Source organism: Mycobacterium sp. IDUB_28 (assembly GCF_055419285.1).
The window spans coordinates 200,389-216,704 of the sequence record NZ_JBVAXK010000003.1; the positions used below are offsets into that span (position 1 = coordinate 200,389).

General features: G+C 67.1%; 18 protein-coding genes. 14 read left to right on the forward strand and 4 right to left on the reverse strand.

What is annotated here, in order from left to right; all coding sequences use genetic code 11:
* Positions 1-43: 43 nt before the first annotated feature.
* The 4 genes from ACZYZ9_RS07730 to ACZYZ9_RS07745 all read left to right on the forward strand — a co-directional run bounded on the left by ACZYZ9_RS07730 (position 44) and on the right by ACZYZ9_RS07745 (position 2,834).
* Positions 44-304 (forward strand): helix-turn-helix domain-containing protein, encoded by a 261-nt coding sequence (locus tag ACZYZ9_RS07730; RefSeq protein WP_463825657.1) that lies wholly within the window; start codon positions 44-46, stop codon positions 302-304.
* Between the two features lie 141 nt (positions 305-445).
* The gene (locus ACZYZ9_RS07735; protein WP_003402602.1) at positions 446-547 is read left to right on the forward strand and encodes a 30S ribosomal protein bS22; all 102 of its coding nucleotides are present in this window, start codon (positions 446-448) and stop codon (positions 545-547) included.
* A gap of 67 nt (positions 548-614) precedes the next feature.
* The gene (locus ACZYZ9_RS07740) at positions 615-1,748 is read left to right on the forward strand and encodes an SDR family oxidoreductase (RefSeq protein WP_463825658.1); all 1,134 of its coding nucleotides are present in this window, start codon (positions 615-617) and stop codon (positions 1,746-1,748) included.
* A 15-nt stretch (positions 1,749-1,763) separates the two neighbouring features.
* Positions 1,764-2,834, forward strand: a complete 1,071-nt coding sequence (locus ACZYZ9_RS07745; protein WP_463825659.1) for a lysophospholipid acyltransferase family protein — start codon at positions 1,764-1,766, stop codon at positions 2,832-2,834.
* Positions 2,835-2,897: 63 nt separating this feature from the next.
* Here ACZYZ9_RS07745 and ACZYZ9_RS07750 read toward each other — a convergent pair whose 3' ends face one another.
* The 3 genes from ACZYZ9_RS07750 to ACZYZ9_RS07760 are packed head-to-tail and all read right to left on the reverse strand — an operon-like array spanning position 2,898 to position 5,299.
* Positions 2,898-3,824, reverse strand: coding sequence for a cyclopropane mycolic acid synthase family methyltransferase (locus ACZYZ9_RS07750; protein ID WP_463825660.1), 927 nt, complete (start codon positions 3,822-3,824; stop codon positions 2,898-2,900).
* 23 nt (positions 3,825-3,847) lie between these two features.
* A complete protein-coding gene (locus ACZYZ9_RS07755; protein ID WP_463825661.1) occupies positions 3,848-4,348 on the reverse strand; it encodes an FAS1-like dehydratase domain-containing protein in 501 nt (166 codons plus the stop codon).
* A gap of 42 nt (positions 4,349-4,390) precedes the next feature.
* Positions 4,391-5,299: an HAD family hydrolase gene (locus ACZYZ9_RS07760; RefSeq protein ID WP_463825663.1), complete on the reverse strand. Its 909-nt coding sequence runs from the start codon at positions 5,297-5,299 to the stop codon at positions 4,391-4,393.
* 108 nt (positions 5,300-5,407) lie between these two features.
* Between ACZYZ9_RS07760 and ACZYZ9_RS07765 the strand changes: the two genes are divergently transcribed.
* From ACZYZ9_RS07765 to ACZYZ9_RS07795, 7 genes are all read left to right on the forward strand, one after another.
* The gene (locus tag ACZYZ9_RS07765) at positions 5,408-5,680 is read left to right on the forward strand and encodes a glutaredoxin family protein (RefSeq protein ID WP_463825972.1); all 273 of its coding nucleotides are present in this window, start codon (positions 5,408-5,410) and stop codon (positions 5,678-5,680) included.
* A 208-nt stretch (positions 5,681-5,888) separates the two neighbouring features.
* Complete coding sequence (locus ACZYZ9_RS07770) at positions 5,889-7,253, forward strand: glutamyl-tRNA reductase (RefSeq protein ID WP_463825664.1); 1,365 nt, start codon at positions 5,889-5,891, stop codon at positions 7,251-7,253.
* 10 nt (positions 7,254-7,263) lie between these two features.
* The gene (gene hemC, locus ACZYZ9_RS07775; RefSeq protein WP_463825665.1) at positions 7,264-8,211 is read left to right on the forward strand and encodes a hydroxymethylbilane synthase; all 948 of its coding nucleotides are present in this window, start codon (positions 7,264-7,266) and stop codon (positions 8,209-8,211) included.
* 32 nt (positions 8,212-8,243) lie between these two features.
* Complete coding sequence (locus ACZYZ9_RS07780; protein WP_463825666.1) at positions 8,244-9,914, forward strand: bifunctional uroporphyrinogen-III C-methyltransferase/uroporphyrinogen-III synthase; 1,671 nt, start codon at positions 8,244-8,246, stop codon at positions 9,912-9,914.
* Between the two features lie 22 nt (positions 9,915-9,936).
* Positions 9,937-10,926 (forward strand): porphobilinogen synthase, encoded by a 990-nt coding sequence (gene hemB / locus ACZYZ9_RS07785; protein WP_463825667.1) that lies wholly within the window; start codon positions 9,937-9,939, stop codon positions 10,924-10,926.
* A gap of 11 nt (positions 10,927-10,937) precedes the next feature.
* Positions 10,938-11,489 carry a DUF3093 domain-containing protein gene (locus ACZYZ9_RS07790; protein WP_463825668.1) on the forward strand — a complete coding sequence of 184 codons (552 nt, stop codon included), beginning with the start codon at positions 10,938-10,940 and terminating at the stop codon, positions 11,487-11,489.
* Positions 11,486-11,770, forward strand: a complete 285-nt coding sequence (locus ACZYZ9_RS07795) for a hypothetical protein (RefSeq protein WP_463825670.1) — start codon at positions 11,486-11,488, stop codon at positions 11,768-11,770. The genes ACZYZ9_RS07790 and ACZYZ9_RS07795 overlap by 4 nt, the downstream gene beginning before the upstream one ends.
* Here ACZYZ9_RS07795 and ACZYZ9_RS07800 read toward each other — a convergent pair.
* The gene (locus tag ACZYZ9_RS07800) at positions 11,721-12,134 is read right to left on the reverse strand and encodes an STAS domain-containing protein (protein ID WP_463825973.1); all 414 of its coding nucleotides are present in this window, start codon (positions 12,132-12,134) and stop codon (positions 11,721-11,723) included. The two genes, ACZYZ9_RS07795 and ACZYZ9_RS07800, sit on opposite strands and share 50 nt — an antisense overlap.
* A 187-nt stretch (positions 12,135-12,321) precedes the next feature.
* Here ACZYZ9_RS07800 and ACZYZ9_RS07805 point away from each other — a divergent pair, with 187 nt between their 5' ends.
* From ACZYZ9_RS07805 to ACZYZ9_RS07815, 3 genes are all read left to right on the forward strand, one after another.
* Positions 12,322-13,578, forward strand: coding sequence for an acyltransferase family protein (locus tag ACZYZ9_RS07805; RefSeq protein WP_463825671.1), 1,257 nt, complete (start codon positions 12,322-12,324; stop codon positions 13,576-13,578).
* Positions 13,579-13,694: 116 nt separating this feature from the next.
* Entirely contained in the window at positions 13,695-14,375 is a 681-nt protein-coding gene (locus tag ACZYZ9_RS07810) for an Rv0518 family GDSL lipase (protein ID WP_463825974.1), read from the forward strand.
* 217 nt (positions 14,376-14,592) lie between these two features.
* Entirely contained in the window at positions 14,593-16,233 is a 1,641-nt protein-coding gene (locus ACZYZ9_RS07815) for a TerD family protein (RefSeq protein WP_463825672.1), read from the forward strand.
* Positions 16,234-16,316: the final 83 nt, after the last annotated feature.

The window sequence follows — 16,316 nt, forward strand, 5'->3', positions numbered from 1 at the left end:
GGAAGCCGCTGGCATTGCGCGTGCCTGACACGATTGGGTTGCGATGACGTCTACGAACGGGCCGTCGGCAGGGAATTCAGCAGGTAAAGCGGCACGGGACGGTGGTTCGGCCGACGCCGCCGGATCCCGGACGCAGTTTCTCACCGTCGCCGAGGTCGCGACGCTGATGCGGGTGTCCAAGATGACGGTCTACCGGTTGGTGCACAACGGCGAGCTGCCCGCCGTTCGCGTCGGGCGCTCCTTCCGGGTGCACGCCAAAGCCGTACACGACATGTTGGAGACGTCATATTTCGACGCGGGCTGATCCGCGCACTGCACGTCCCACCACAGCCGTCCGCTCTACGCCCGCAGGCCGTCGGAAGCCGGTTTGGCGTTGCGTGCGTACGGTTGGGTAAAGTGTCCCGGTCATTCAGTTAGAGCCGGTACAGGTCAGATAGCGGAGTTCATGGGTTCAGTAATCAAGAAGCGGCGCAAGCGTATGTCGAAGAAGAAGCACCGCAAGCTGCTACGTCGCACTCGAGTGCAGCGCAGAAAACTTGGCAAGTAAGTCCTGGCCGCGCGTACCGTCACCGGTCCGTAACACTCCCGTTTCGCCTCGTCGATAGGCTGTCGAGGTGGATTCGTCCAGTCCGGATGGCGGGGGGACCGGCGGCCGGCCTACCGATGCCGACACCGTGCACTACCCCAAGGTGGTGCTCGTCACGGGTGCCTGCCGGTTCCTGGGCGGCTACCTGACCGCGCGGCTCGCGCAGAACCCGCTGATCAATCAGGTCATCGCGGTCGATGCGATCGCGCCCAGCAAGGACATGCTGCGCCGGATGGGCCGCGCCGAATTCGTGCGCGCCGACATCCGGAACCCGTTCATTGCCAAGGTAATTCGGAACGGCGACGTCGACACCGTGGTACACGCCGCGGCGGCGTCCTACGCGCCGCGCTCCGGCGGCAGCGCGGCACTCAAAGAGCTCAATGTGATGGGGGCGATGCAGCTGTTCGCCGCCTGCCAGAAGGCGCCGTCGGTGCGCCGGGTGGTGCTGAAGTCCACATCCGAGATCTACGGGTCGAGTCCGCGCGATCCGGTGATGTTCACCGAGGACAGCAGCAGCCGCCGGCCATTCCGCGAGGGATTCGCCAAGGACAGCCTCGACATCGAGGGCTACGTGCGGGGACTGGGCCGGCGCCGGCCCGACATCGCCGTGACCATCCTGCGGCTGGCCAACATGATCGGCCCGGCGATGGACACCACGCTGTCGCGTTATCTCGCAGGGCCTTTGGTGCCGACGATGTTCGGCCGCGACGCCCGACTGCAACTGCTGCACGAGCAGGATGCGCTGGGCGCGCTGGAACGCGCGGCGATGGTGGGCAAGGCCGGAACGTTCAACATCGGCGCCGACGGCATCATGATGTTGTCCCAGGCGATCCGTCGTACGGGACGAATTCCGTTGCCAGTGCCCGGTTTTGGCGTATGGGCACTCGACTCGCTGCGGCGCGCCAACCGGTACAACGAGATCAGTCGCGACCAGTTCGCCTACCTGAGTTACGGCCGGGTGATGGACACCACCCGCATGCGTTCCGAGCTCGGCTATCAGCCGAAATGGACGACCGCGGAAGCCTTCGACGACTACGTTCGCGGCCGTAGCCTGACTCCCATAATCGACCCGCATCGGGTACGCTCCTTGGAGGGTCGTGCTATAGCGGTAGCGCAGCGCTGGGGTAGCCGAAATTCAATTCCGCGCATCGGGGTCAGATAGGTTTGGGCATTTAACGTGGCGGGCGAAACCAGAGCGAATGTTATTCCACTGCACAGCAATCGGGGGCGGGTAGCGGCGCGCCGCCGCGCTGCCAGTCAGCGTGCGGACGCTTCGCATCAGCACCCCTCGTTGCTCTCGGATCCAAGTGGTCGCGCCTCAGCCGACGAGATCGCCGCAGTCGTCCGCGAGATCGATCAGCACCGGCGCGCCGCGGGTGGTTTGTCCGGTGGCGAGCCACCGCTCAACGACCTCGCCCAGCGCGTCGCCGCGGTGGCCGGCTTCCTCCGGCAACGACTCACCGGTGATTACAGCGTCGACGAATTCGGCTTCGATCCGCACTTCAACGACGCGATCGTGCGGCCGCTGCTGAGGTTCTTCTTCAAGTCGTGGTTCCGGGTCGAGGTCAGTGGCATCGAGAACATTCCCACCGAGGGCGCCGCGCTGGTGGTCGCCAACCACGCCGGGGTGCTGCCGTTCGACGGGTTGATGCTGTCGGTGGCGGTGCACGACGAGCACCCCGCCGAGCGGGACCTGCGGCTGCTGGCCGCCGACATGGTGTTCGACCTGCCGGTGGTGGGCTCGACGGCCCGCAAGGCGGGCCACACCATGGCCTGCACGGCCGATGCGCACCGGTTGCTGGCCTCTGGCGAGCTCACCGCGGTCTTCCCGGAGGGATACAAGGGGCTGGGCAAGCGCTTCGAAGACCGGTACCGGCTGCAGCGGTTCGGGCGCGGCGGGTTCGTGTCGGCGGCGCTACGCACGAAAGCGCCGATCGTGCCGTGCTCGATCATCGGTTCCGAAGAGATCTACCCGATGCTGACCGACGTGAAGTTGCTGGCGCGGCTGTTCGGTCTGCCGTACTTCCCGGTGACGCCGCTGTTCCCGCTGGCCGGGCCCGCCGGGCTGGTGCCGCTGCCGTCGAAGTGGCGGATCGCGTTCGGTGAGCCGATCCAGACCGCCGACTACGCGCCGAGCGACGCCGACGATCCGATGGTGACCTTCGAGTTGACCGATCAGGTTCGCGAGACCATCCAGCAGACGCTGTACCGGTTGCTGGCCGGCCGCCGCAACGTTTTCTTCGGCTGACAGCAGCGCACGAAAAACCCCCGGAGGCACAGCCGCCGGGGGTCTGTCGTTGGACCGTCGTCGTTACTTGACCAGCGTGAACTGGCAGACGTTGGTGTAGCCGTCGCGGAACAGGTCCGAGCAGCCGCGCAGGTACTTCATGAACGTCTCGTACTCCTGCTCGCCCTTGAGCTCGATGGCCTTGTCCTTCTGCGCCTCCAGCGCATCGGCCCAGGTGTTCAGGGTCGGGACATAGTTCTTGCCGATGTAGTGGTGGCGTTCGATCTTGAAACCGGCCTCGGTCGAATACCGGTCCACCTGCTCGACCTGCGGCAACTTACCGCCGGGGTAGATCTCCTTGAGGATGAAGCTGATGAAGCGCAGCAGGCTCATCGTGGTCTTCAGGCCCATCGCCTTGCCCTCTTCGGCCGTGGGCACCACGATCGAGTGCAGCAGGAAGCGGCCGTCGTCGGGCAACAGGCTGTAGTACTTCTTGAAGAAGGCGGCGTAGCGCTCGTAGCCGGCGTCGCCCGCGCCGTCGGCGAAGTGCTCGAAGGCGCCCAGCGAGACGATCCGGTCCACCGGCTCGTCGAACAACTCCCAGCCCTGCAGGCGAACCTCTTTGCGGCGGGGGCTGTCCATCTCGGCGAACTTCTGCTCACAGTGGGCGAGCTGGTTCTCGCTCAGCGTCAGGCCGATGACGTTGACGTCGTAGTGCTCGACCGCGTGCCGCATGGTCGAACCCCAGCCGGAGCCGATGTCGAGCAGCGTCATCCCGGGCTCGAGGTTGAGCTTGTCCAGCGCCAGCTTGCGCTTGGCGAACTGCGCCTCTTCCAGCGTCTTGGTCTGCGGCGCATCGATGTCCGGGTTCTCATCGAAGTACGCGCAGCTGTAGGTCATCGATGGGTCGAGCCACAGCTTGAAGAATTCGTTGGACCGGTCGTAGTGCGACTGCACTGCCTCGACGGGCGGCTTCAGCTGGGTGCTGCCCGTATTGCCTTGTGATGTCATTAAAAAGACGCTACCTGCTTCGATCAGATGGATGCAATTGCGGCGACGGTCGCCTCGGCGTCGGCGTCATGGTTCGCCGCCTCGCCAAGCATGGTGACCACGCTGGTCACCACCGGCTTGCCTTCGGCGTCGGTGACTTCGCTTCGGATTTCGGCCAGTACCGTGCCGTGGGACTGGATCACCGAGTCCAGGTAGGTGTCGAAGTGCAGCTTGTCGCCGACCATGATCGGGCGGTGGAAGAAGAATTTCTGGTCGCGGTGCATCACCCGGGCAATGTTGATCGGGATGCTGAACTTGGTGAAGATCTCCAGCTGAACGCGGCGCCCGGCGATGGCCAGGAAGGTCAGCGGGGCAGGCAGGGACGAGTAGCCGGCTTCGGCCGCCGCCGCCTCGTCGTAGTGCAGCGGATTGTCGTCCTGCACCGAGGCCGCGAATTCGCGGACCTTCTCGCGTCCGACCTCGAAATAGTCCAGCTGCCGGTAGTGCTTACCGATGATTCCTTCGGCGCCCTCGGGAAGTGTCATGCTGCCGCTCTCCGCTCAAACGATGCTCAGCGGCGCAGCTTATCAGCGTGATTGCCGGCGGGAGGCCAGCGCGGCCAGCGCGCCACCGGCCGCCCCCAGCGCCAGGGCGGACGGAACGCCGATGCGGGCGGCCTTGCGGGCGGTGCGGAAGTCGCGAATCTCCCACCCGCGCTCGCGGGCCAGGCTGCGCAACCGGGCGTCGGGATTGATCGCGACCGCGGTGCCTACCAGCGACAGCATCGGGACGTCGTTGTAACTGTCGGAGTAGGCGGTGCAGCGTCGGAGGTTCAGTCCCTCCCGGATGGCCAGCGACCGCACCGCGTGCGCTTTGCCGACCCCGTGCAGGATGTCGCCCACCAGCCGGCCGGTGAACACGCCGTCGACCGATTCGGCCACCGATCCCAGCGCGCCGGTCAGGCCCAGCCGGCGGGCGATGGTGGCCGCGAGCTCATAGGGCGTGGCGGTGATCAGCCACACCTGTTGGCCGGCGTCCAGGTGCATCTGGGTCAGCTCCCGGGTTCCCGACCAGATCTTGTCCGCGATGATCTCGTCGTAGATCTCCTCGCCCAGGCGCACCAGTTCGTCGACGGACCGGCCTTCGATGAAGGCCAGCGCTTTGCGGCGGCCGGCCGCGACATCCTCGGCGTTCTCTTTGCCGAGAATCTGGAACTTGGCCTGCGCGTAGACGAATCCGAGCACATCCCGATAGCTGAAATAGTCGCGTGCGGCCAGTCCGCGGCCGAAGTGCACGGCCGAGGAGCCCTGCACCAGCGTGTTGTCCACGTCGAAGAACGCGGCGGCGGTCAGATCGACGGGCGGCGGCGGACGCTCGCCCGTCGGGGCGGCGTGCAGGTCTTCGAGGGCGCGTTCGGCGCTGGCATTGGCGGCCAGCGCCTCCAGGTCCGGGTTGCCGGTGTAGACGATGTCCTCGCCGGGGTCGGAGGAAGCCATCACAAACCTCCCATGTCACTGTCTGGCCCGGTTGCCGGTCCCTGCCCGCCAACCCTATCCGGCCGGACTGTGACGCCGCCTGCCACCGGCGGCGGAGATGCCACACTGATGGCCATGACGACGAGCCGGCCTCAGGTGCAGTTGCTGACCCGCGCCGGGTGCGCGATCTGCCTGCGCGTGCAGGCCCGGTTGACCGAACTGGCCGGCGAGCTGAATTTCGACCTGGCCAGCGTCGACGTCGACGCCGCGGCACTGGCCGGGAACGCCGAGTTGCGAGCCGAATTCGGGGACCGGTTGCCGGTGGTACTGCTCGACGGCCGCGAGCACAGCTACTGGGAGGTCGACGAGCCGCGGCTGCGGGCCGATCTCGCCGCCCGCTGACGCGCTGGGCGGTGCTGTGAGCCGAGCCGGTAACCAGGCCGTGTCTGGGCCGGAAGTTACGGCCTGAGCGCAGCTTCGGTGCCCTCAGTACAGTCTCGACGCCGCCCGGTGACCTCGGTCGCTCATTTGGTAGCCCGCCGCAGAACCGACTACCTTGGGAAGGAGTTCACTTTCACAGAGGCAAGGGAGCGGGCCAGGTGATGCTGCCGTGAGCATCCTGCTCTTCGGGGTTTCGCACCGCAGTGCGCCGGTCTCCGTCCTGGAACAACTCAGCATCGACGAGTCCGATCAGCTCAAGATCGTCGACCAGGTGCTGCAATCGCCGCTGGTGACCGAGGCCATGGTGCTCTCGACGTGCAACCGCGTCGAGGTGTACGCGGTGGTGGAAGCGTTTCACGGCGGGCTGTCGGTGATCGGGCAGGCGCTGGCCGAGTTCTCCGGGATGTCGATGGGCGATCTGACCAAGCACGCCTACGTCCGGTACAGCGAGGCCGCCGTCGAGCACCTGTTTGCGGTGGCCAGCGGCCTGGATTCGGCGGTGGTGGGCGAACAGCAGGTGCTCGGCCAGGTCCGGCGCGCCTACGCCGCCGCGGAGACCCACAGCACGGTCGGCCGGGTGCTGCACGAACTGGCGCAGCGGGCCCTGTCGGTGGGCAAGCGGGTGCACAGCGAAACCGCCATCGACGCCGCCGGTGCCTCGGTGGTCTCGGTGGCGCTGGGTATCGCCGAACGCAAGCTGGGCACCCTGGCCGGCAAGACCGCCGCGGTGGTCGGTGCCGGGGCCATGGGTGGGCTGGCGGTCGCCCACCTGACCCGCGCCGGGATCGGCCGGGTGTTCGTGTTGAACCGGTCGGTGGACCGGGCGCGGCGGCTGGCGGCCCGGCTCAGCGAATCCGGCGTGCCGGCCGAAGCGATGGCCCTGGAGCAGTTGCCCGACGCGATGGCCGCGGCCGACGTGGTGGTCAGCTGCACCGGGGCGGTGAGCCCGGTGGTGTCGCTGGCCGACGTGCACCACGCGCTGGCCGGGGTGCGCCGCGACGAAACTGCAAAGCCGCTGGTCATCTGCGATCTGGGGATGCCCCGCGACGTCGACCCGGCGGTGGCCGGCCTGCCCGGTGTCCTGGTCGTCGACGTGGACCGGGTGCAACATGAGCCGTCGGCGCACGCCGCTGCCGCCGACGTCGACGCCGCCCGCCTCATCGTCGCCGCCGAGGTCGCTGCCTACCTGGCGGGGCAGCGGATGGCCGAGGTCACCCCCACTGTCACCGCGTTGCGCCAGCGGGCTGCTGACGTGGTCGAGGCGGAATTGCTGCGCCTGGACAACCGGTTGCCCGACTTGGCGAGCGCTCAGCGCGAAGAGGTGGCCCGTACGGTACGACGGGTGGTCGACAAGTTGCTGCACGCGCCCACGGTGCGCATCAAGCAACTCGCCAGCGCCCCGGGGGGCGACAGTTACGCCGAGGCCCTGCGGGAGCTCTTCGAACTCGACCAGACTGCGGTGGATGCGGTCGCCGCAGGCGAATTGCCAGTTCTACCAAGCGGTTTCGATAGCTCAAAGCAGTCCGCCGAGTAGTTTGGCGCACGTGATCCGGATAGGCACTCGGGGCAGTCTGCTGGCCACCACCCAGGCTGCGACGATCAGGGACGCGTTGATCGCCAACGGTCACCCCGCGGAGTTGGTGACGATCAGCACGGTGGGTGACCGGTCGTCGGCGCCGATCGAAACACTCGGCGTCGGCGTGTTCACCACCGCGCTGCGCGAGGCCATGCAGGACGGCCGGGTCGACGCGGCCGTGCATTCGCACAAAGATCTGCCCACCGCCGACGACCCGCGCTTCACCATCGCGGCGATACCGCCGCGCAACGATCCCCGCGACGCGCTGGTGGCACGCGACGGGCTGGTGCTGGGCGAATTGCCGGCCGGTTCGCTGGTGGGGACGTCCTCGCCGCGACGGGCCGCACAGCTTAGAGCACTGGGTCTCGGTTTGGAAATCCGCCCCCTAAGAGGCAACCTAGATACCAGGTTGAACAGGGTAAGCAGTGGTGATCTTGACGCCGTCGTGGTGGCCCGGGCCGGTCTGGCCCGACTGGGTCGTCTCAATGACGTCACCGAGACGTTGGAGCCCGTGCAAATGTTGCCAGCGCCTGCTCAGGGCGCCCTCGCAGTCGAATGCCGGGCCGGCGACAGCCGGTTGGTCGCCGTGTTGGCGGAGTTGGACGATGCCGACACGCGGGTAGCGGTCACCGCGGAGCGAACTCTGCTCGCCGAACTGGAGGCGGGCTGCTCCGCACCGGTGGGCGCGATCGCTGAGGTGGTCGAGTCCATCGATGAGGAGGGGCGCATCTTCGAGGAGGTGTCGCTGCGCGGCTGCGTGGCGGCGCTGGACGGATCCGACGTGATCCGCGCGTCCGGGATCGGCACGGTCGACCGGGCCCGCGAACTGGGGCTCTCAGTTGCCGCGGAATTGTTCGAGCTGGGCGCACGAGAGCTGATGAGGGGAGCGCGGGAAGACCCCGTGCAAGGAAATTGAGTGGGATTCGATAACACGTGGGAGCGACAACGATGACGCGAGGGCGTAAGCCGAGGCCGGGCCGCATTACTTTTGTGGGTTCCGGTCCTGGCGACCCCGGTCTACTGACCACCCGAGCCGCCACGGTGCTGGCGAATGCCACCCTGGTTCTCACCGACCCCGATGTGCCGGAGCCGGTGCTGGCGTTGATCGGGAAGGATCTGCCGCCGGTGTCCGGGCCGGTGCCCGCCGCACCTGCGCCGGGCAGCGCGGACGGGTCGTCCTCGGACAGCCCGCCGGACGGCCACGCCGCGCCTGCGGTGGTGTCGGGTGAGCCCGATGTCCGCCCGGCGCTCGGCGACCCGGCCGAGGTCGCCAAGACCCTGGCGCACGAGGCCCGCCTGGGCGTCGATGTGGTGCGGCTGGTGGCCGGCGACCCGCTTGCGGTGGACGCGGTGATCACCGAGGTGAACGCGGTCGCGCGCACCCACCTGCACGTCGAGATCGTGCCGGGCCTGGCGCCCAGCAGCGCCGTGCCGACCTATGCCGGCCTGCCGCTGGGTTCTGCGCACACCGTCGCCGACGTGCGCGGGGACGTGGACTGGGAGGCGCTGGCCGCCGCACCCGGACCGCTGATCCTGCAGGCGACCGCGTCGCACCTGGCCGAGGCCGCACGCACCCTGATCGACCACGAGCTGGCCGACACCACCCCGTGCGTGGTGACCGCGCAGGGCACCACCTGCCAGCAGCGGTCGGTCGAATCCACGCTGCTTGGTCTGACCGACCCGGCGGTGCTCGGCGGCGGCAGCGACCCGGCCGGCCCGCTGACCGGACCGCTGGTGGTCACCATCGGCAAGACGGTGACCAGCCGGGCCAAGCTGAACTGGTGGGAGAGCCGCGCCCTGTACGGCTGGACCGTGCTGGTGCCCCGCACCAAGGACCAGGCCGGCGAGATGAGCGAGCGGCTGACCTCCTACGGTGCCCTGCCCATCGAGGTGCCCACCATCGCCGTCGAGCCGCCGCGCAGCCCCGCGCAGATGGAGCGGGCGGTGAAGGGACTGGTCGACGGCCGCTTCCAGTGGGTGGTGTTCACCTCCACCAACGCCGTGCGCGCGGTGTGGGAGAAGTTCGGTGAGTTCGGCCTGGACGCGCGGGCGTTCTCCGGGGTGAAGATCGCCTGCGTCGGCGAGTCGACGGCGGACCGGGTCCGCGCGTTCGGGATCAGCCCCGAGCTGGTGCCGTCCGGCGAGCAGTCATCGATGGGGCTGCTGGACGAATTCCCGCCCTACGACAGCATTTTCGACCCGGTGAACCGCGTGCTGCTGCCGCGTGCCGACATCGCCACCGAGACGCTGGCCGAGGGTCTGCGGGAGCGGGGCTGGGAGATCGAGGACGTCACCGCCTACCGGACGGTGCGCGCCGCACCGCCGCCGGCGTCCACCCGCGAAATGATCAAGACCGGTGGTTTCGACGCGGTGTGCTTCACCTCCAGCTCGACCGTGCGCAACCTGGTCGGCATCGCCGGCAAGCCGCATGCGCGCACCATCATCGCCTGCATCGGCCCCAAGACCGCCGAGACCGCAGCCGAATTCGGGTTGCGGGTGGATGTGCAGCCGGAGACCGCTGCGGTGGGTCCGCTGGTCGATGCGCTGGCCGAACACGCCGCCCGGTTGCGCGCTGAGGGTGCGTTGCCGCCGCCGCGGAAGAAGAGCCGCCGGCGATGACTGGCGGCTAGGGGCAGCGCTGATGGTCTACCCACGGCAGCGTCCGCGCCGGCTGCGCTCTACCCCGGCCCTGCGCCGTCTGGTGGCCGAAACCTCGGTGGAGCCACGGCATTTGGTGCTGCCGATGTTCATCAGCGCTGAGGCCGACGCGAAAGGCGAGCCACGCCCCATCTCGTCGATGCCGGGCGTGCTGCAACACACCCGCGACTCGCTGCGCAGCGCCGCCGCAGCCGCGGTGGCCGCCGGGGTGGGCGGGTTGATGCTGTTCGGGGTGCCCGACGAGGACGACAAGGACGCGCACGGCTCGGCCGGGACCGACCCCGACGGCGTTCTCAACGTCGCCCTGCGCGACTTGGCCAAGGATCTCGGCGATGCGACCGTGCTGATGGCCGATACCTGCCTGGACGAGTTCACCGACCACGGGCACTGCGGCGTCCTGGACGCGCGGGGCCGGGTCGACAACGACAAGACCCTGGATCGGTACGTGAAACTTGCTGTGGCACAAGCAGATTCGGGTGCACAGGTGGTCGGTCCCAGCGGCATGATGGACGGACAGGTGGCCGCCATCCGGGACGGGCTGGACGCAGCCGGCCACACCGACGTGGTGATCCTGGCGTATGCGGCAAAGTTTGCCTCGGCGTTCTACGGTCCGTTCCGCGAGGCGGTGGCCTCCAGCCTGTCCGGGGACCGCCGCACCTATCAGCAGGAGCCCGGCAACGCCCGCGAGGCATTGCGCGAGATTGAGCTCGACCTCGCCGAAGGCGCCGACATCGTCATGGTCAAGCCCGCGATGAGCTATCTGGACGTGGTGGCGGCAGCGGCCAGCGTGTCAGCTGTCCCGGTGGCTGCGTACCAGGTGTCGGGGGAGTACGCGATGATCTGTGCGGCGGCGGCCAACGGGTGGATCGACGAACGCGCCGCAGCGCTGGAGTCGTTGACCGGGATCCGGCGGGCGGGGGCCGATATCGTGCTGACCTATTGGGCGGCCGACGTGGCGGGTTGGCTGGCGTGACGGAGGCGCACATGACATCTGCGGGGGAACCCGACGAGACGCGGCTGTTCTACGAGTCCGGTGCCAGCTGGTACTGGGTGCTGGCCGGTCCCCTGTCGGCGGCGTCGTTGATCTATATCCAGTGGGCCAACCACGTGCCGATCTCGCTGCTGGTCCCGTTCATCTTCCTGGTGCTGGTGACGGCGTTCGTGGCGCTGCAGGTGTATGCGGCGCGGGTGCACACCTCCGTCGAGCTGACCGAGGACGCGTTGCGCCAGGGCACCGAGACCATCCTGGTCTCCGAGATCGTCAAGGTCTTCCCCGAAGCCGAGAATTCGGTGGCATCCGGCAAACCGCTGGCCAGGTGGCAGTCGGCGCGGGCGCTCGGCGAACTCGTCGGGGTGCCGCGCGGCCGGTACGGGATCGGCCTGAAGCTCACCGGTGATCGCACTGCGCAGGCCTGGGCGCGTCGGCACCGGCATTTCCGGGACGCGCTGACCGCGCTGGTGGAGAAACGGATGGGTCCTTACGTGCCGGACATCGCCGACGAGCTGGATGTCTCCGACGACGAGTCGTCGCTGTGACCGGGCGGACATTCGCCGAGTTGGTGCTGGCCGGTCTGGCGCTGGTGGCTGCCGCCGTCAGCTGGGGTCATACCCGTTCCACGATCGCCGTCGCGCCGATCATCGAGGGGCAACCGGCCACTTCATCGGTCGTCTACGACCCGCAGCTGTTGGTGCTGACGCTGTCGTTGGTGACGGTCGCCGGGATCCTGGTGGTGATCGCGGTGGCCAGGTGGCGACGGGACAGAACGCTCAGGCCGACTTCTTCAGCAGCGGCAGAACCATTTGACGCCGCCAGGTGATGGCGTCGGCCAGGCCGCGCAGGGCCTGGTGCACCGAGTGGGCAACCGGGAACGAATCGTCGAGCAGCGTGGCGACGGTCTGGTTCGCGACGAGCATCCACTCGACGTCGGCGGCGCGGCACTCTTCGTCCATGGCGCACAGCAATGCGATACCTGCTGAGGAGAAGTGGCTGACGCCGCTCAGGTCCAGCACCACCGGGTTGTCGGCCTGCACGAAGCGGCGAACGTGGTCGCCGACCTGCTCCACATTGACGGCGTCGATTTCGCCGCGGATGGTCACCACCGTCGCCAGATGACGACAGTGCGCGCGGATCTGGGCGCCCCCGCAGTCGATCGTGCTCGAAACCGGCATCGCGATCGTCATGAACAGCCCCATTTCCCTGTTGCCCACCAAACCTGCCTTTAAAGTGCCCGCAAAACTTAATGGCACCGCTAGTCACGACTAATTCTTTGCTAAGAAGTGGCGCGACGCCCGGCCCACCGACGCCGCTGTTAGGCTGCCTCAGCGGCCGGTTGCCGGCCGGCAGCGGAGTCCAGGCGGAAAGAACCTCGTGCAAAGCGGTGAACTCAGGAGCCAGATCAAAGGCGAGATCAAGGCCCTGACCGGACTCCGCATCGTCGCCTCCCTATGGGTGGTGCTCTTCCACTTCCGGCCCATGGTGGCCGACGCGTCGCCCGATCTGCGGGAAAATCTGGCCCCGGTGCTCAATTGCGGCGCGCAGGGTGTGGACCTGTTCTTCATCCTGAGCGGATTCGTGTTGACCTGGAACTACCTGGACCGGATGGGTCACTCGTTCTCGCTGCGCGCCACGGTGCACTTCCTGTGGCTGCGGCTGGCCCGGGTGTGGCCGGTGTATCTGGTCACCCTGCACCTGGCCGCCGCGTGGTTCATTCTCACCTTGCACATCGGACATACGCCGATGCCCGACGTGGGCCGGCTCACCGCGATCAGCTATGTACGGCAGCTCCTGCTGGTCCAGCTCTGGTTTCAGCCGTATTTCGACCTATCCAGCTGGGACGGGCCGGCCTGGTCGATCAGCGCGGAATGGCTGGCGTATCTGCTGTTCGGTGGCCTGGTGCTGGTGATCTTCCGCATCCAGCACGCGACGCGGGCGCGGGGCCTGATGCTGATGGCTGTCGCGGCGTCGCTGCCGCCGGTGGTGTTGTTATTGGCCAGTGGCGTGTTCTACACCCCCTGGAGTTGGCTGCCCCGGATCGTCACCCAGTTCGCCGCCGGAGCGATCGCCTGTGCCGCGGTGCGCAGGCTGCGGCTGACCGAGCGGGGGCGACGCATCGCCGGGTACTTATCCCTGCTGCTCGTGGTGGCCATCGTCGGGATCCTGTACCTGCTCGATGCGTTCCCGATCACCGGGGTGTACGACAGCAGCGGGGTGGTCGACCTGTTGTTCGTTCCGCTGGTGATCACCCTGGCCGTCGGCATCGGCAGCTTGCCGTGGCTGCTGTCGACGCGGGTGATGGTGTACGGCGGCGAGATCTCGTTCTGCCTGTACATGGTGCACGAATTGGTGCACACCCCGTGGACGTGGGCGGTGGTGAATTTCGGGTTGCACCCGTGGCTGCCGGACAGCCCATGGCGCTGGAACATCTTCGGCCTGCTGGCCGTCGCGGTGGGACTGTCGATCCTGCTGTACCACTTCGTCGAAGAGCCGGCCCGCCGCTGGATGCGCCGGATGGTCGACGCGCGGCCCACGCCGGCGGGGCACGAACCCGACGATTCGCCCGGCACCAATCTCGATCCCATCAGCGTTGCCCCGGAAAGCATTTCGGCGCGCGCCGCCGTGCGCTGACTCAATTGAGACCGGAAACACCGCGCGTTCGACGCGGGTTCGGATCCAGAGCGACCTAAACTCGGGGGAGTCTGATGCCCCGTGAAGGTGGCCGGTTTTCCTGGAGGCGTGTCGTGGTGGGTCGGCTGGCCACGTGGATCATTGGTCTCTCGTTGTTGGCCGCTGCGACGGTTCACAGTCCGGCGCAGCCGGTGCGTCTGACGAGCTTCGATTTCCGCCCGAGCCGCATTGCGGTGATCGGCGATTCGTACACGACTGGCACCGACGAGGGCGGCCTGGGCGCCACATCGTGGACGTGCCGCGCCTGGCAGCTGCTCGCCCAGCGCGGGCTGCGCATCGACGCCGACGTGGCGGCCGAAGGTCGCGCCGGTTACGGCACGGTCGGCAACCGCGGCAGCGTCTTCGCGGACCTGACGGCCCGGGCGGTCAAGCCGGACGACGTGCTGGTGATGTTCTTCGGCTCCCGCAACGACCAGGGTGTGGAGCCACGGCTGCTGGCCGACCGGGTCCGCGTCACCTTCGACATCGCGCGCCGATTGGCGCCTGCGGCACGGTTTTTGGTGATCGGCCCGCCCTGGCCGACCGCCGACGTGCCCGGTGCGGTGTTGCAGATCCGCGACATCATGCACGCGGCGGCACGCGACGCGGGGGCGGCGTTCGTCGACCCGATCGAGCGCCGCTGGTTCGTGGATCGACCGGACCTGATCGGCACCGACGGTGTGCACCCGAACGACACGGGACACGCTTATATGGCGCGCAAGATCGCGCCGCTGGTGCGGGATCAGTTGGCCAGGTGAGGGACGGGTTGCCGACTGGAGCCGACGCCTGCTAACGCAGTGAGTCGACGCTGAGGGCGATGCCGCCGTACTCTGCTTGAATTCGATCAGCAACTCATTTTGCCGGGAGCGGCTGCAGCCCCGTTCTGCATAGCAAAGAGGGGATACAGTTTGGCGAAGTCCCCGGCTGCGGGCGGCCGCCCAGTCATCGAAAGTGGCGGGATAGGATCGGCCGCAAGTGAGCCCTAACCCAAAGCAACTAGTACGCGGTGCCAATACTCCGGTGCCGACTGCTCAGCTGACGATCCGGCTCCGATGGGGATCAGGTATCCGCGTCGACCCTGAGGCGCTTTTGGTTACCTCGACGCGGAAAGTGCGATCTGATCACGATTTCGTGTTCTATAACGCGCCCCGACACCAATCCGGCGCAGTGGCGCTTCAGGAAACGACATCTACCGCTGCCACGATGGTGGTTGATCTTCGTGCGGTCGAGTCCGGTATCGACGCGATTGTTATCGCAGGTTCTGTGGATTCCGGCACATTCGCGGACACCCGATTCGTCTCTATCACCGTTGGGTCGGTCGCCGGAGCACTGGTCGAATTCCAGCTCGCAAATCCTCAGGCTATTTCGGCGATGGTATTGGGCGAGATATATCGTCGAAACGACGGTTGGAAGTTCCGTGCCGTCGGCCAAGGATGGGACAGCGGGTTAAAGGGCCTTGCCATCGATTACGGCATCACGGTCAACGAGGAACCGCTGGTCCAACGTATTGCCCCACCCGGTGGATCGAATCCGGATATCCGACTGCCGCCCTTAGGCCGACGCGCCGACTGGTACCCAGATCCTGCTGATGGGAGCGTTCAACACTGGTGGGACGGTAGCCGCTTCACCGGCGAATCCCACCGCCTACCGGCACAGCACGACCCGGTCATCTGTGATCGCTGCGGCCAACCACGAAAGAAGCGCCGATTCGGCGCGCCCCGCCCCTGTCGGACCTGTGAAAACCATGACAACGCCGTCCTCAGCCAGTGGCGGGTGGATGCCACGAATGTGCTCGCCACGACCGGACCCCACGGACCGCCTTGGGATTCTCTCTGGACAACACTTCGGCGGGCTCGGATCGCTGAGGAGTCCGGGCGCGCAATCCTACGCCCGCTCGGACTAGCCCACCTGGAACGTGTCGTTACGTTCGCCTTCGCGGACGGCGTGATCGAACAACACGAATTCGACGAATTCGAAACTAGCGTCGCGGCACTGGGGATCGCCGATCCCTCCATTGACGCCATGCGCAACCGGTTGCTTCGTGGCCTGGAGCTTTCCCGCATCCGCGACGGTAATCTCCCTCGCATTCAGGCCCGAAGTCTGCACCTAGACATAGGCGAAACCGTGCACCTCGATGTGCCGGCGACACAGATCCGCTACCTCGCCAGTGGGCCGAAACAGAACCCAGGTCGGCTGGTCGCCAGCAGCCGCAAGCTTCGATTCGTCGGCGTCGGGAGTGGCATCGAGTTGCCCTGGACGAAGGTGATCTCGGTGCGTAGCGAATACAGGACCGTTGTCATCGAGGCGACCACGGGGCGAGGGAGCGCCACCTATGTGGTGGACGATAGTGCTTATGTGACCGCGGTTATGGCAGGAACGCTGCGAGTCGCAAAACGTCTCATACTCGATCCCGGCCGGCGGGATACCCGCGCAATCCCACAACACGTGAAAGTGGCTGTCTGGCAGCGCGACGGCGGCATGTGTAGGCAGTGTGGCGCGCAACACTATCTCGAATACGACCACAACATCCCGCTCGCCCTCGGCGGCGCCACAAGCGTCGACAACCTGCAAATCTTATGCCGTAAATGCAATCTCGAAAAAGGCGCACGAATCTGAGCCGAGAGAGCCCCACCAGGCGTGTGAGCGGTCGGGACGAGATGAGCGCAACCTGCACCAGTTTGTAGCCACCGTGGGCATGT